Raw genomic sequence first — 14,339 nt, forward strand, 5'->3', positions numbered from 1 at the left:
GCCAGGCGCTGCCCGATCGCCAGCCGCTCAGCCCGCGCTGAGCAGCAGGCGCTTGGCCGCGGCGCGGGCTTCCTTGCTGACCTCGACCCCGCCCAGCATCCGCGCCAGTTCTTCCTCGCGCTGGCGCGGCGCCAGCAGTTCCACCGAGCTCTGGGTCATGCCCTCGACCGGCGCCTTGCTGACCCGGTAGTGGGCGTGGCCCTGCGCGGCGACCTGCGGCAGGTGGGTCACGCACAGCACCTGGCGCTGCTCGCCGAGCGCGCGCAGCTTCTTGCCGACGATGTCGGCGACGGCGCCGCCGATGCCCGAGTCCACTTCGTCGAAGACCATGGTCGGCACCGCGTCCAGGCCCAGCGCGGCGACCTCGATCGCCAGCGAGATGCGCGACAGTTCGCCGCCGGAAGCGACCTTGCGCAGGGCGCGCGGAGGCTGCCCGGCGTTGGCGGCGACCAGGAACTCGACCCGCTCGGCGCCGGCCGGGTCCGGGCGTTCGGTGTCGTGCGGCTCGAGCTGGATCAGGAAGCGCCCGCCGCCCATGCCCAGTTCGCCGATCAGGGTGGTGGTGTCGCGCGACAGCGCCTGCGCGCCGCGGTCGCGGGTGGCGGTCAGGGCGGCCGCGGCGTCGCGCCAGGCTTGGGTGGCCTGGGCGATCTCGGCGTCGAGCACGTCCAGCCGCTCGCCGGCGCCGCGCAGGCTCTCCACTTCGGCCAGCAGGGCGTCGCGGTGCCCGGCCAGCGCATCCACCCCGATCCGGTGCTTGCGCGCCAGGTCGTGCAGGCGGCCGAGCTTGCGTTCCATCTCGTCGAACTGCGCCGGGTCGGCATCTAGGTCGTCGCGGACCCGGTCGATCAGCGCCAGCGCTTCTTCCAGCTGGATGCCGGCGCTGTCGATCAGTGCCTGCACTTCGGCCAGGCGCGGGTCGTACTCGCCGACCTTGCCGAGTTCGTGGCGGGTCTGCTGCAGCAGGTCCAGCACCGCCGGCGCCTCGTCGCCGTTGAGGCGCTGCGCCGCGCCCTCGCAGGCGCCGATCAGCGCGGCGGCGTGGGCCTGGCGGCGGTGGTTGGCGTCCAGGGCGGCGATCGCCGCCGGGTCCAGGTCCTCGCGCTGCAGCTCGGCCAGCTGGTGCTGCAGGAAACCGATGCGGTCGCTGACGTCGCCCTGCGCCAGCAGGGTCTCGCGCTCGCTGAGCAGGCCCTGCCAGCGGGCGGCGGCGGCGCGCACCGCGGCCCGCTCGGCCTCGTTGCGGGCGTAGGCGTCGAGCAGGCCGAGCTGGCTACCGCGCGAGAGCAGGGCCTGGTGTTCGTGCTGGCCATGGATCTCGACCAGGTGGCCGGCCAGCTCCGCCAGTTGCGACAGGGTCACCGGGCGCCCGTTGATCCAGGCGCGCGAGCCGCCGTCGGCGCGGATCACCCGCCGCAGCTGGCAGTGTTCGTCGTCGTCGAGTTCGTTCTCGCGCAGCCAGGCGCGCGCCTGGGCGGGGGGCACGAACTCGGCCGACAGTTCGGCGCGGTCGGCGCCGTGGCGGACCACGCCGCTGTCGGCGCGCAGCCCGGACAGGAAGCCGAGCGCGTCCACCATCAGCGACTTGCCGGCGCCGGTTTCGCCGGACACCACGGTCATGCCGGGGCCGAATTCCAGTTCGGTGCCGCGTACGACGGCGAAATCCTTGATCGAGAGATGTCTGAGCATGGGGTCTGCATCCGGAGCCGCGCAACGCTAGCATGCGCGGGTAGGTGGGCCAATGACTTGCCAAGCCGGCGTGCAGACATTATCTAAGGACCAGTCTCACGGGTTGATTCCATGCGCGCTTCCCCGGTCCATTCCAGCCTCGATCCGCGTGCCAGGCAGCTGCTGCGCACGCTGATCTCGCGCTATATCCGCGACGGCGAGCCGGTCGGCTCGCAGACCCTGGCCCGCCACGCCGGGCTGGACGTGAGCCCGGCGACGATCCGCAACATCCTGGCCGACCTGGAGGACGCCGGGCTGCTCAGCTCGCCGCACACTTCGGCCGGGCGCGTGCCCACCGCCACCGGCTACCGGGTGTTCGTCGACAGCCTGGTGCAGATGCGCCCGCCGGCCGAAGGCGAGGTGGCACGGCTGCGCGCGGAGATGGCCAATGCCGCCGGCACCCAGGCGTTGCTGGGCAGCGCCTCGGAACTGCTGTCGGCCATGACCCACTTCGTCGGCGTGGTCAGCGCGCCCAAGCGCGAGCAGTTCGCGTTCCGGCACATCGACTTCGTGCCGCTGGACGCGCGGCGGGTGCTGGCGATCCTGGTGTTCGCCGACAACGAGGTGCAGAACCGGGTCATCGAACCGCGCAAGGCCTACGAGCCGGCCGAATTGGAGCGGGTGGCCAACTATCTGAACCGGCATTTTGCCGGGCGCGCCCTGGCCGACATCCGCGCCAGCCTGCTGCGCGACCTGCGCCATGCGCGCGACGAGATGGAGCAGTTGCTGGCACACAGCGTCGAGCTGGCCGAGCAGGCGCTGGCCCCGGCCGGCGACGACATGGTGCTGGCCGGGCAGACCAAGCTGATGGGCGTGCAGGACCTGTCGGACCTGGAGCGGCTGCGCGAACTGTTCGAGGTCTTCGCCAGCAAGCGCGAACTCCTGCAACTGCTCGAACGCACCATCCGCGCGCCGGGCGTGCGCATCTTCATCGGCGAAGAGACCGGCATGGTGCCGCTGGAAAGCGTGTCGCTGGTGACCGCCCCGTACATGGCCGGCGGCCAGGTGCTGGGCGTGCTGGGCGTGATCGGCCCCAAGCGCATGGACTACGACCGGGTCATCCCCCTGGTCCAGACCGCCGCCGACGTCCTCGGCGCCCGCCTGGACCCATCTCCGCCGGGCGACCGCTGAACGCACGTAGCGCTGGTCGAAGCGCCGCCGCCTCATCCGCCAGCAGGCCATCCAGCCGCGCCCGGGCGAATCCCCAATCCCCAATCCCGAATCCCCGCTTTTCAGCAGCCGAATGGCCGATCATCCCGGCCTCACTTGAATCCGCCCGCACCGCCCACATAGGTGGTCCGGTAAGGCGGGACGTACCCCGCCAGGGACCCGGACATGACGCAAGAGCACCCCGAATTCGATTCCGAACACCTGACCGAGGCGCAGCAGCCCTCGACCGATCCGCTGCAGGCGGAGATCGAGACGCTGCGCAGCGAACTGGCCCTGGTCAAGGCCGACGCCCTGCGCGAGCGGGCCGACCTGGAGAACCAGCGCAAGCGCATCGCCCGCGACGTGGAGCAGGCGCGCAAGTTCGCCAACGAGCGCCTGCTCGGCGACCTGCTGCCGGTGTTCGACAGTCTGGACGCGGGGCTGACCGCCGCCGGCAGCGAGCCGAGCCCGCTGCGCGACGGCCTGGAACTGACCTACAAGCAGTTGCTCAAGGTCGCCGCCGACAACGGCCTGACCCTGCTCGACCCGACCGGCGAGCCGTTCAATCCCGAGCATCACCAGGCGATCAGCCAGGCTGAGGCCGAGGGCGTGGCCCCGGGGCACGTGATCCAGGTGTTCCAGAAGGGCTACCTGCTCAACGACCGCCTGCTGCGGCCCGCCCTGGTGGTGGTGGCCAAGCACGACTGAGCGCGCCGGCCGCCCGCGCCTGAACCCGGCGCGGCGGCGGTGGAACGCTAATTTGCGGCGATGGCTTGAATGACCTGCAGCCATCCCTATATCCGAACCAGATCCCGGCACTGGCCGGCTACACGACCTTTCAGGAGTCATTGCAATGGGCAAGATCATCGGCATCGACCTGGGCACGACCAATTCGTGCGTGGCGATCATGGACGGCGGCAAGGCCCGCGTCATCGAGAATTCCGAGGGTGACCGCACCACGCCTTCGATCGTCGCCTACACCAAGGACGGCGAAGTGCTGGTGGGCGCCTCGGCCAAGCGCCAGGCCGTCACCAACCCCAAGAACACCTTCTACGCGGTCAAGCGCCTGATCGGCCGCAAGTTCACCGACGCCGAAGTGCAGAAGGACATCGGCCTGGTGCCGTACAGCATCGTCCAGCACGACAACGGCGACGCCTGGGTGGCCACCGCCGACGGGCGCAAGCTGGCCTCGCAGGAAATCTCCGCGCAGGTGCTGGAGAAGATGAAGAAGACCGCCGAGGCGTTCCTGGGCGAGACCGTCACCGAGGCGGTCATCACCGTGCCGGCGTACTTCAACGACAGCCAGCGCCAGGCGACCAAGGACGCCGGCCGCATCGCCGGCCTGGACGTCAAGCGCATCATCAACGAGCCGACTGCGGCTGCGCTGGCCTATGGCCTGGACAAGGGCCAGGGCGGCGACCGCAAGATCGCCGTGTACGACCTGGGCGGCGGCACCTTCGACGTGTCGATCATCGAGATCGCCAACGTCGACGGCGAGAAGCAGTTCGAAGTGCTGGCCACCAACGGCGACACCTTCCTGGGCGGCGAAGACTTCGACAAGCGCGTCATCGACTACCTGGTGGAAGAGTTCAACAAGGACCAGGGCATCGACCTGCGCAAGGATCCGCTGGCGCTGCAGCGCCTGAAGGACGCCGCCGAGCGCGCCAAGATCGAGCTGTCGTCCTCGCAGCAGACCGAAGTCAACCTGCCGTACGTCACCGCCGACGCGTCGGGCCCGAAGCACCTCAACATCAAGCTGACCCGGGCCAAGCTCGAGGCGCTGGTGGAAGACCTGGTCAAGCGCACCATCGACCCGTGCCGCACCGCGCTGAACGACGCCGGCCTGCGCGCCAGCGACATCACCGAGGTGATCCTGGTCGGTGGCCAGACCCGCATGCCGAAGGTGCAGCAGGCGGTGGCCGAGTTCTTCGGCAAGGAGCCGCGCAAGGACGTCAACCCCGACGAGGCCGTGGCGCTGGGTGCGGCGATCCAGGGCGGCGTGCTGGCCGGCGACGTCAAGGACGTGCTGCTGCTCGACGTGACCCCGCTGAGCCTGGGCATCGAGACCCTGGGCGGCGTGTTCACCAAGATCATCGAGAAGAACACCACCATCCCGACCAAGGCCTCGCAGGTGTTCTCCACCGCCGAGGACAACCAGTCGGCGGTGACCGTGCACGTGCTGCAGGGCGAGCGCGAGCAGGCCCGCTACAACAAGTCGCTGGCCAAGTTCGACCTGTCCGGCATCGAGCCGGCGCCGCGCGGCCTGCCGCAGGTGGAGGTGTCCTTCGACATCGACGCCAACGGCATCCTGCACGTGTCGGCCAAGGACAAGAAGACCAACAAGGAACAGAAGGTCGAGATCAAGGCCGGCTCCGGTCTGTCGGACGACGAGATCCAGCGGATGGTCGCCGACGCGGAAGCCAACCGCGAGGAAGACAAGAAGTTCCATGAGCTGGTGCAGGCGCGCAACCAGGCCGACGGCCTGATCCACGCCACCCGCAGCGCGATCACCGAGCACGGCAGCAAGGTCGGCGGCGACGTGATCGGCAAGGTCGAGTCGGCGCTGGCGGACCTGGAAACCGCGATGAAGGGCGACGACAAGGGTCAGATCGAGGCCAAGACCAAGGCGCTGGAAGAGGCCGGTCAGTCGCTGTACGCGGCCGCGGCGGCGGGCGAGCAGCAGTCGGGCGGCAACGCCAGCGGCGCGCATGCGTCCTCGGCCCACGCCGACGACGTGGTCGACGCCGAGTTCACCGAGGTCAAGGACGACAAGAAGGCGTGATCCAGCCTTAAGGAATCGGTTTTCGAAGGAGCGGTGCTCAGGCTCCGCTCCTTCGCCGTTTTAAGGTTCCCGGTTTCATCGCCGCTATGACCGATCGCTACAGGATGCCCGTTTTGAACCATTCCCCATTCCCCATCGCCGATTCCCAGCCATGAGCAAACGCGACTATTACGAAGTGCTGGGTGTGGCCCGCACCGCCAGCGACGACGAGCTGAAGAAGGCCTATCGCCGTTGCGCGATGAAGTACCACCCGGACCGCAATCCCGGCGACCAAGCCGCCGAGGCCGCGTTCAAGGAATGCAAGGAAGCCTATGAGGTGCTGTCCGACGGCAATCGCCGGCGCATGTACGACGCGCACGGCCACGCCGCGTTCGAGCACGGCATGGGCGGGATGGGCGGGGGCCCTGGCGGCCCGGACATGGGCGATATCTTCGGCGACATCTTCGGCAACATCTTTGGCGGCGCCGGCGGTGGCGGGCGTGCGCCACGGCGTGGCGCCGACATCGGCTACGTGCTGGAGCTGGACCTGGAAGAAGCGGTGGCCGGCATCGAGCGCCGCATCGAGATTCCGACCCTGAGCGAATGCGAGCACTGCCACGGCAGCGGCTCGGAGGACGGCAAGGTCGAGACCTGCGGCACCTGCCACGGGCGCGGCCAGGTGCGCATCCAGCGTGGCATCTTCGCCATGCAGCAGACCTGCCCGCAGTGCGCCGGCCGCGGCCAGATCGTGCAGAACCCGTGCGGCGTGTGCCATGGCGCCGGGCGCGTGGAAGAGACCAAGGTGCTGTCGGTGAAGATTCCCGCCGGCGTCGACAATGGCGACCGCATCCGCCTGTCGGGCGAGGGCGAGGCCGGTCCGGCCGGCACTCCGCCCGGCGATCTGTACGTGGAAGTGCGCGTGCGCGAGCACCCGATCTTCCAGCGCGACGGCGACGACCTGCACTGCGAGGTGCCGATCCGCATCTCGCAGGCGGCGTTGGGCGACACCGTGCGCGTGGCCACCCTCGGCGGCGAGGCGGAGATCCGCATTCCGGCCGAGACCCAGACCGGCAAGCTGTTCCGTCTGCGCGGCAAGGGCGTGCGCTCGGTGCGCAGCCGCAGCGAAGGCGACCTGTACTGCCGGGTGGTGGTGGAGACCCCGATCAACCTCACCGCCGACCAGCGCAAGCTGCTGGAGCAGTTCGAATCCACCTTCACCGGCGAGGACGCGCGCAAGCATTCGCCCAAGTCGGCGACCTTCATCGACGGGGTGAAGGGGTTCTGGGACCGGATGACGTCGTAAGGCCGGGATGATCAGCCATTCGGCTGCTTGAAAAGCATGGGATTCGTGATTCGGGATTCGGGATGACAGCCTGCGGCTGTTGAAAAGCCGGGATTCGCGATTTTCCAAACGTTCCTGGCCGCTGCCAGGCTTTTTGTGGGAGGGGCTTCAGCCCCGACGCTTTACCGCCAACGCGTCGGGGTTGAAGCCCCTCCCACATTGGAATGTTTCGCGCGCTGAGCACAGCGGAGAATTGGGAGTTTCGATGCTGGCTGTGCGTGGGCTTCTCCCCGCACCATGCCCCCGTTGCAGGAGCGGCTTCAGCCGCGACGCTTTCTCGTCGGAGCGTCGCAGCTGAGGCCGTTGTTGCTGAAAGCCCCCGCAACACGGCGCATGCACGCGCCTCTTGGGGGCCTTGCGCCGACGCTACACTACGGCGATGAACGCTTCCGCCGACAGCTCCGCTGCAAGTCATCTCATTCATGGCCGCCGCCAGCGCCCCGACGGGCCGGTGCCGGTCGACGTCATTTCCGTGCAGTCGCAACTCGTCTATGGCCACGCCGGCAATAGCGCGGCGGTGCCGCCGTTGCGCGCGCTCGGCCTGCGCGTGGCCGAGATCCCGACCACCTTGCTGAGCAATGCGCCGTTCTACGCCACGCTGCGTGGCAAGGTGCTGCCGTCGGACTGGTTCGCCGATCTGCTGCTCGGCGCCAGCGAACGCGGCCTGCCGCAACGCGCGCGCATGCTGGTGTCCGGCTACTTCGGCAGCGTCGGCAATGGTGCCGCCTTCGCCGACTGGCTCGACGCCACGCTGCCGCAGTGCCCGACGCTGCGCTACTGCCTGGATCCGGTGATCGGCGATACGCACACCGGCCCCTACGTGGAACCGGGCCTGGAAGCGATCTTCGCCGAGCGCCTGTTGCCGCACGCATGGCTGGTGACACCGAATGCGTTCGAACTCGGCCGCCTGACCGGCATGCCGGCACTGGCGCAGGACGAGGCGATCGCCGCGGCGCGTGTGTTGCTGGCGCGCGGCCCGCAGTGGGTGCTCGCGCATAGCGTCGGCGGCGATGCCGGGCAATTGGTCACGCTGGCGGTGAGCCGCGAGGCGGTCTACCGCTGGTGCTCGCCATTGCTGCCGGTGGATGTCGCCGGCACCGGCGATGTGTTGATGGCGCTGCTGGTGGCCTTCCTGCTGCGCGGCGACAGCTTCGAGGCGGCGATCGGCCGCGCCATCGCCGGTGTGCACGCGGCGCTGGAGGCGACCCTGGCCGCGGACGTGGAAGAATTGGACGTGCTGGCGGCGGCGCCGGCTGCGTTGGCCACGCCGCTGCGCTTCGTCGCCGAGCGCCTGGCGTGAGCCTGCGCCCGGTCGTCGGCATCGTCGGCAGCGCCGGCGCCTATGGTCGCTGGCTGAGCCGCTTCTTCCGCGAGCGCATGCAGTTGCAGGTGATCGGCCACGATCCGGCCGACCTGCAGTCGCTGGCGCCGGAGGCGCTGCTGCAGCAGGCGCAGGTGCTGATCTTCTCCGCGCCGATCCGGCACACGCCGGCCTTGATCGGCGAGTACGTGCAGCGCGCCGGCGGCCGCGAGCGCGACCAGCTGTGGCTGGACGTCACCTCGGTCAAGGCCGCGCCGGTGGCGGCGATGCTGGCCTCGCAGGCGGAAGTGGCCGGCCTGCATCCGATGACCGCGCCGCCGAAGTCGCCCACGCTCAAGGGCCGCGTGCTGGTGGTCTGCGAGGCGCGGGTGGCGCAGTGGCAGCCCTGGCTGCAACAGCTGTACACGGCGCTGGAAGGCGAGTGCGTGCGCACCACGCCCGAGCACCACGACCGGGTGATGGCGCTGGTGCAGGCGATGGTCCACGCCACGCATCTGGCCCAGGCCGGCGTGCTGCGCGAGCATGCGCCGGCGCTGGGGCCGTTGCAGGCGCTGCTGCCGTACCGCTCGGCCTCGTTCGAACTGGATACCGCGATCATCGCGCGCATCCTGGCCCTGAATCCGGCCATCTACGAAGACATCCAGTTCGGCAATCCGCATGTCGGCGATGTGCTGGACGGGCTGATCGCGCAGCTGTCGCGGCTGCGCGACCAGGTCGGTCGCGGCGACGATGCCGCACGCGCGCAGTTTCGTGCCGAGTTTCTCGATGCCAATCGGCAGGCGCTGGGCGAGGCGGCGATCGCGCAGGGCAACTACAGCTACGAACGGGTGGGGTACTTGCTCGCCGATCTGACCGAGCAGGCCACGCTCAGCGTGTACTTGCCGGAAGACCGCGCCGGCTCGTTGCGCGCGCTGCTGCACGTGTTCGAGCGCCATGGGGTGAATCTCGCTTCGATCCACTCCTCGCGCACGCAGGCGGGCGAGCTGCATTTCCGGCTCGGCTTCGATCCGGCCAGCGATGCCGGCGCCGTGCGCAGGGCTGCGGCGGAGATCGATGCCAGTGGGATTGGGCGGGTGCTGGCGGGGTGAATTGCATCGAACGCCGTCGCGGCTGAAGCCGCTCCTGCAGGAACTTGCGGCGAGTGGGCTGGGGCACTGTGGGGGACTTCAGTCCCGACGCGGTGCGCGATCGGAACGCGCACCGCTTCGCTCGTCGCGGCTTCAGCTGCGCTCCAGAACACATGGACGCACGACGCCCACCTCCAGATTCATCCACAGCGCATGTGGATGGCCACTGCGCAAACATGTGGATAACTGTCGGCGCGCCTTGCGGGGCAAGCCTGTCAAGCCGTGTGGCGAAAAATTCACCAGCTTGCCGCCAGCACCCCGAACGCCAGTGGCGATGACAGGGCATGGCGGGCACAGCGTGGTGGCGACGCTAGACCGCGGTCAGGGTCAACTCGCCGCCGGTGGTGACGAACTGCTGGCCGCGGCGGATCAGCTTGCGGCCATCGGCCAGCTCGTAGCGCAGTCCGCTGTCGGCGTGCGGGTCGTGCTGCGCCTGTTGCTGGCGCGGCGCATCGCCCTGGAACTCGGTGATCAGATAGGCCTCGCCGTCGGGACCGAGGGCGGGCAATTGGCGAAAGGACATCGGAAGCCTCCTGTCGAACGCTGCATCGAATGCGGGACGCCGGAGCGTGCGGTCGCGGGCGCGCGGACCGCAGCAGACGCGGCTCGACCGTAGTCCCGCCGCCGTTAGCGCGGCGTGCTCAGTCGATGAACTGCAGGCGAGCGAGTTCGGCGTACAGCCCGTCCTGCGCCAGCAGCTCGGCGTGGGTGCCCTGGGCGACGATGCGGCCATGGTCCATCACCACGATGCGGTCGGCCTTCAGCACGGTGGCCAGGCGGTGCGCGATCACCAGGGTGGTGCGTCCGGCCATCAGCCGCTCCAGCGCGTGCTGCACGGCGTGTTCGCTCTGCGCGTCCAGGGCGCTGGTGGCCTCGTCCAGCAACAGGATCGGCGCGTCCTTGAGCAGGGCGCGGGCGATGGCGATGCGCTGCTGCTGGCCGCCGGACAGGCGCGCACCGCGTTCGCCCAGTTCGCTGGCATAGCCGTCGGGCAATTGCCGCAGGAACGCGTCGGCTTCGGCCGCGCGCGCGGCGGCCTCGACCTCGGCTTCGCTGGCTTCGAGCCGGCCGTAGCGGATGTTGTCGGCGGCGCTGGCGGCGAACAGGGTCGGGTGCTGCGGCACCAGTCCGATCGCCGCGCGCAGTTGCAAGGGGTCCAGCGTGCGCAGATCCAGGCCGTCCACCTGCACGCTGCCCGATTGCGGATCGTGGAAGCGCATCAGCAGCGCCAGCACCGTGCTCTTGCCGGCGCCGGAGGGGCCGACCAGGGCCACGCTCTCGCCGGGCCGCACGTGCAGATCGAAGCCGTCCAGCGCCGGGTGATCGGGGCGCTGCGGGTAGCGGAAGCTGACGTTGTCGAAGCGCACCTCGCCGCGCAGCGGCTGCGGCAGCGCACGTGGCTGCGCCGGGGCGACGATCTCGGGACGTTCCTGGAACAATTCGGCGATGCGGCCCATGCCGCCGGCCGCGCGCTGCAGGTCGTTCCAGACTTCGGCCAGCGAGGCCACCGAACCGCCGCCGAACATCGCATACAGCAAAAACTGGCCGAGCGCGCCCGCACTGAGTTCGTGGGCGGCGACCTCGTGCGCGCCCAACCACAGCACCAGCACGATGGCGCCGAAGATCAACACGATGGCCGCGGCGGTGATCAGCGCCTGTGCGCGGACCCGGCGCCGCGCCACCGCCACGGTCTGCGCCAGCGCTTCGCCGAAGCGGCCGCGTTCGTAGCCTTCGCGCGCGTAGGCCTGCACCGTGCGCACCGCGCCCAGGGTCTCGGCAGCGAGGGTGTTGGCGTCGGCGACGCGATCCTGGCTGGCGCGCGAGATCTTCTGCAGGCGCCGCGCGCCGAGCACGATCGGCAGCACCGCCAGCGGGATGCCGAGCAGGGTGTAGGCGGCCAGGTGCGGGCTGGTCACGCACAGCATCACCACGCTGCCGACCGCGGTGACCGTGCTGCGCAGCGCCACCGACATGGTGCTGCCGATGACCCCGCGCAGCAGTTCGCTGTCGGCCGACAGGCGCGAGACCAGTTCGCCGCTGCGGTTGCGGTCGTGGAACCCGGCATGCAGGCCGATCAGGTGCGTGTACAGGCGTTCGCGCAGGTCGGCGACCACCTTTTCGCCGAGCAGCGACACGAAGTAGAAGCGCGTGGCGGTGGCCACCGCCAGCACCACCGAGACCGCGAACAACAGGGCGAACGACTGGTTGATGAGGCCGACGTCCTCGAAGCCATGATCGATCATCTGCCGGACCGCGACCGGAAGGCTCAGCGTGGCGCTGGACGAGATCGCCAGCGCCACCAGCCAGGCGATCAGCAGGCCGCGCCGGCGACGCACGAACGGCCACAGGGTGCGCAGGCTGCCGAGTCTGCGCAGCGACTTGGCCTGGTCGGCCGACGGGGTGTTCATGCGGGGGCGGGTTCCGAACAGCGGACCCGATTGCGAGTGGCGTCTCGCAGGCGGGTTTTCAAGGCGTCGACGCGATCGCGGGGCAGGCGCAGGCGCAGTTCGGCGCCGCCGGCATCGAAGCGTTCATCGAGTTTTTCCGCGGCGCAGGCGCTCAGCGCGGCGTGCACCGCGCCCAGGTCGTCGAAGCCGCAGTGCAGGGTCAGCAGGCTTAACGCGAGCAGCGGTTGCCGTGGCGCCAGGCGCAGGCATTCGGCCGCACTGCCGCCATAGGCGCGGACCAGGCCGCCGGCGCCGAGCTTGATGCCGCCGTACCAGCGCGTGACCACCACCACCACGCGGTCGAAGCCCTGGCCGTCGATCGCCGCCAGGATCGGCCGGCCGGCGGTGCCGGCGGGCTCGCCGTCGTCGCTGGAGCGGTATTCGTCGCCATGGCGGTAGGCCCAGCAATTGTGGGTGGCGTCGGCCACCATCACCTGCTGCACGAACGCCAGCGCTGCGCCGGCGTCGGCGATCGGCGCGGCGTGGGCAACGAAGCGGCTGTGCTTGATCTCCACGCTGTGGCTGACGGGGTGCGGGAGCGTATCGGGCATCGGCGGCATTGTAGACGAGGTGCGCTGCCGGCCTGCGGCGCAGGCGCCGGCAGCGTGCGGCTCAGTCCTGCAGCAGCGGGCGCAGGTCCGCGGGCACCGTGCGGTATGGGTGGGTGCGCTGGAAGCGCAGCAGGCTGGCGCGGGCGACGTCCAGTTCGCCGCCGTCGCGGCGCTCGCGGATCCGTTGCAGCCAGCGCCGCGGGGGCAATTGTGCGTCGGCCTCCACGGCCACTTCCACTGCGGCCGCCAAGACGCCAGCGGAGGACCGTGGCTGCGCCGATGCGGCGGCGGGCGCGGCAGACGACGTCGAAGGTTGCAGCGACAGCGCCTCCGAGGACCCGGTCGCTGCCGCCTGCGCGCGCGCGGCGGCCGCCAGCTTGGCCTGGCGGGCGTCGTCGGTGGGCGCGCTGCGTGCCCAGGTGTCCTGCGTCGTTGCCGCGCGCGCCGGTGCGCGCAAGGCCATGGCGGCGGGGGCGGCTTGCTGTTCGGCGGCCGGTGCGGCAGCCGGCTCGCTGTTATCCGCTGCGATCGCCGGTGGCGGTGGTGCCGGGGCCGGCGGTGCAACTGGCGCCACCATCGCCGGTGACGCGGGAGGGGCCAGGCTCTTCGCGGGCACCGGCTTGCGCGCCTGCGCCTCCGGCAGTGGCGCGGCAGGTGCTTCCGCTTCCCTGCGCGCCGAGGCCACAGGGGCGGGCGCTGTGGCCTTGGGGGCCGCCGGCGCGGTGGCATCCGGCGCCGGCTCCGCGGAGGGCGGTGCCGGCGATGCGGCTGGCGCAGAAGCGGCGTCGGTGGCGGGCGTCGCTGCCGGAGCAGGCGCTGCCGACGGCATCGGCGCCGAGGGCACCGGCGGGCGTGCGCGCCAGGCGATGCCGGCCACCAGCACCAGCGAGGCCGCCAGGCCGAGCCAGGTCGGCCAGCGTGGCCGCGACGCCGGCGGGGCGGCACGCGATGCGGGCGCCGGGCCTGGCCCGGCCGGGTCGGCGGTCGCGATGGAGGCGGGTGCGGACGCTGGCATCGCCGCGGTGGCTTGCGCCCGCGCGCGCTCCGCGGCGCTGCTGGGATACTCCGGGACCTCGGCGGCTCCCGGTGCGACCGCCGCGCGCGCGGCAGCCAGGATCGCCGCATCCAGCGCCGGCGGCGGCAATGCCTGCCGGCCCAGGCGCAGGCGTTCGGCGAGCGCGCGCTCTTCCGGGGTCAGCGGTTCGTCGGCGCTCATCCGCCCAACCTCGCACGCAGTTTGTCCATCGCATAGCGCAGCCGCGACTTGACCGTCTCGCGGCCGACGCCGGTGATGTGCCCGATCTCGTCCAGGCTCAATTCCTGCTCCAGGCGCAGCAGCAGCACGTCGCGTTGCTCCTCGGGAAGCGCATCCAGCGCCAGTTGCAACTGGCGCCGTTGTTCGAAGGCGGACAACTGCCGCTCCGGGGTGTCGGGGTCCTGCACGCGCGCGGTGCGCAGGTCGGCGTCGGCCGGCGCCGGCGGGCGGTGCTTGGCCGCGCGCCAATGGTCGCCAAGCCGATTGTGGGCGATGCGCAGCAGCCAGGTGGTGAACGCGGCCTGCGGCTGCCAGTCCAGGCGTGCGGCGATCACCCGCTGCCACACGTCCTGGAACAGTTCTTCGGCCAGCGCCCGGTCGCGCAGCTGCCGCAGCAGGTATTGGTAAAGGCGGCCGCGATGGCGCAGGTACAGAGTCTCGAACGCGCGTGCGTCGCCGGCGGCATAGGCCAGCATCAGGGCTTCGTCGCTCGCGTCGACCGGGGCGTCCACGGCGGCAAGCCTAAGCGTTCGCCGGTCCGCCGCATAGTCGGGAGGCGGGGGCCCGGGAGAGGGCGTCGATGGCGGACATTCGGACAACATGGGTAGACAAACGCGTATCGCGGCACTTCGGGGTCGATCGGGCGTCGATCGGTGCA

The 14,339-nt window shown here is 70.5% G+C and carries 12 protein-coding genes; 6 read left to right on the plus strand and 6 right to left on the minus strand.

Annotated elements, in window-relative coordinates; translation table 11 throughout:
- Positions 1–27 precede the first annotated feature (27 nt).
- Positions 28–1,689: a DNA repair protein RecN gene (recN, locus tag RAB70_RS12265; protein ID WP_148830076.1), complete on the minus strand. Its 1,662-nt coding sequence runs from the start codon at positions 1,687–1,689 to the stop codon at positions 28–30.
- 111 nt (positions 1,690–1,800) lie between these two features.
- On the opposite strand from recN, the gene hrcA reads away from it, so the two are divergent.
- The 6 genes from hrcA to RAB70_RS12295 all read left to right on the plus strand — a co-directional run bounded on the left by hrcA (position 1,801) and on the right by RAB70_RS12295 (position 9,389).
- Positions 1,801–2,859: a heat-inducible transcriptional repressor HrcA gene (gene hrcA, locus RAB70_RS12270; protein ID WP_017908542.1), complete on the plus strand. Its 1,059-nt coding sequence runs from the start codon at positions 1,801–1,803 to the stop codon at positions 2,857–2,859.
- A gap of 204 nt (positions 2,860–3,063) precedes the next feature.
- Positions 3,064–3,585: a nucleotide exchange factor GrpE gene (gene grpE, locus RAB70_RS12275; protein ID WP_017913573.1), complete on the plus strand. Its 522-nt coding sequence runs from the start codon at positions 3,064–3,066 to the stop codon at positions 3,583–3,585.
- A gap of 145 nt (positions 3,586–3,730) precedes the next feature.
- Positions 3,731–5,659 carry a molecular chaperone DnaK gene (dnaK, locus tag RAB70_RS12280; protein ID WP_148830077.1) on the plus strand — a complete coding sequence of 643 codons (1,929 nt, stop codon included), beginning with the start codon at positions 3,731–3,733 and terminating at the stop codon, positions 5,657–5,659.
- A gap of 151 nt (positions 5,660–5,810) precedes the next feature.
- Positions 5,811–6,941 (plus strand): molecular chaperone DnaJ, encoded by a 1,131-nt coding sequence (dnaJ, locus tag RAB70_RS12285; protein WP_017908540.1) that lies wholly within the window; start codon positions 5,811–5,813, stop codon positions 6,939–6,941.
- Positions 6,942–7,359: 418 nt separating this feature from the next.
- On the plus strand, positions 7,360–8,280 hold the full coding sequence (gene pdxY / locus RAB70_RS12290) for a pyridoxal kinase (RefSeq protein WP_148829317.1): 921 nt from the start codon (positions 7,360–7,362) through the stop codon (positions 8,278–8,280).
- Positions 8,277–9,389 carry a prephenate dehydrogenase gene (locus tag RAB70_RS12295; protein ID WP_148829318.1) on the plus strand — a complete coding sequence of 371 codons (1,113 nt, stop codon included), beginning with the start codon at positions 8,277–8,279 and terminating at the stop codon, positions 9,387–9,389. Before pdxY ends, RAB70_RS12295 begins: the two co-directional genes overlap by 4 nt.
- Before the next feature lie 349 nt (positions 9,390–9,738).
- On the opposite strand, the gene RAB70_RS12300 is transcribed toward RAB70_RS12295, so the two are convergent.
- From RAB70_RS12300 to RAB70_RS12320, 5 genes are all read right to left on the minus strand, one after another.
- Positions 9,739–9,951, minus strand: coding sequence for a hypothetical protein (locus tag RAB70_RS12300; RefSeq protein WP_148829319.1), 213 nt, complete (start codon positions 9,949–9,951; stop codon positions 9,739–9,741).
- A gap of 118 nt (positions 9,952–10,069) precedes the next feature.
- Positions 10,070–11,836 carry an ABC transporter transmembrane domain-containing protein gene (locus RAB70_RS12305; RefSeq protein WP_148829320.1) on the minus strand — a complete coding sequence of 589 codons (1,767 nt, stop codon included), beginning with the start codon at positions 11,834–11,836 and terminating at the stop codon, positions 10,070–10,072.
- On the minus strand, positions 11,833–12,426 hold the full coding sequence (locus RAB70_RS12310) for a YigZ family protein (protein WP_017913577.1): 594 nt from the start codon (positions 12,424–12,426) through the stop codon (positions 11,833–11,835). The genes RAB70_RS12305 and RAB70_RS12310 overlap by 4 nt, the downstream gene beginning before the upstream one ends.
- A gap of 61 nt (positions 12,427–12,487) precedes the next feature.
- Positions 12,488–13,642: a hypothetical protein gene (locus tag RAB70_RS12315; protein WP_265531490.1), complete on the minus strand. Its 1,155-nt coding sequence runs from the start codon at positions 13,640–13,642 to the stop codon at positions 12,488–12,490.
- The gene (locus tag RAB70_RS12320) at positions 13,639–14,193 is read right to left on the minus strand and encodes an RNA polymerase sigma factor (RefSeq protein WP_017909180.1); all 555 of its coding nucleotides are present in this window, start codon (positions 14,191–14,193) and stop codon (positions 13,639–13,641) included. The genes RAB70_RS12315 and RAB70_RS12320 overlap by 4 nt, the downstream gene beginning before the upstream one ends.
- Positions 14,194–14,339 lie beyond the last annotated feature (146 nt).

The organism is Xanthomonas sontii (assembly GCF_040529055.1).
Taxonomy (GTDB): Bacteria; Pseudomonadota; Gammaproteobacteria; order Xanthomonadales; family Xanthomonadaceae; genus Xanthomonas_A; species Xanthomonas_A sontii.

Coding starts and splice junctions, on each gene's coding strand:
- recN (WP_148830076.1), bottom strand. CDS start 1,689: ATGCTCAGACATCTCTCGATCAAGGATTTCGCCGTCGTACGCGGCACC.
- hrcA (WP_017908542.1), top strand. CDS start 1,801: ATGCGCGCTTCCCCGGTCCATTCCAGCCTCGATCCGCGTGCCAGGCAG.
- grpE (WP_017913573.1), top strand. CDS start 3,064: ATGACGCAAGAGCACCCCGAATTCGATTCCGAACACCTGACCGAGGCG.
- dnaK (WP_148830077.1), top strand. CDS start 3,731: ATGGGCAAGATCATCGGCATCGACCTGGGCACGACCAATTCGTGCGTG.
- dnaJ (WP_017908540.1), top strand. CDS start 5,811: ATGAGCAAACGCGACTATTACGAAGTGCTGGGTGTGGCCCGCACCGCC.
- pdxY (WP_148829317.1), top strand. CDS start 7,360: ATGAACGCTTCCGCCGACAGCTCCGCTGCAAGTCATCTCATTCATGGC.
- RAB70_RS12300 (WP_148829319.1), bottom strand. CDS start 9,951: ATGTCCTTTCGCCAATTGCCCGCCCTCGGTCCCGACGGCGAGGCCTAT.
- RAB70_RS12305 (WP_148829320.1), bottom strand. CDS start 11,836: ATGAACACCCCGTCGGCCGACCAGGCCAAGTCGCTGCGCAGACTCGGC.
- RAB70_RS12310 (WP_017913577.1), bottom strand. CDS start 12,426: ATGCCCGATACGCTCCCGCACCCCGTCAGCCACAGCGTGGAGATCAAG.
- RAB70_RS12315 (WP_265531490.1), bottom strand. CDS start 13,642: ATGAGCGCCGACGAACCGCTGACCCCGGAAGAGCGCGCGCTCGCCGAA.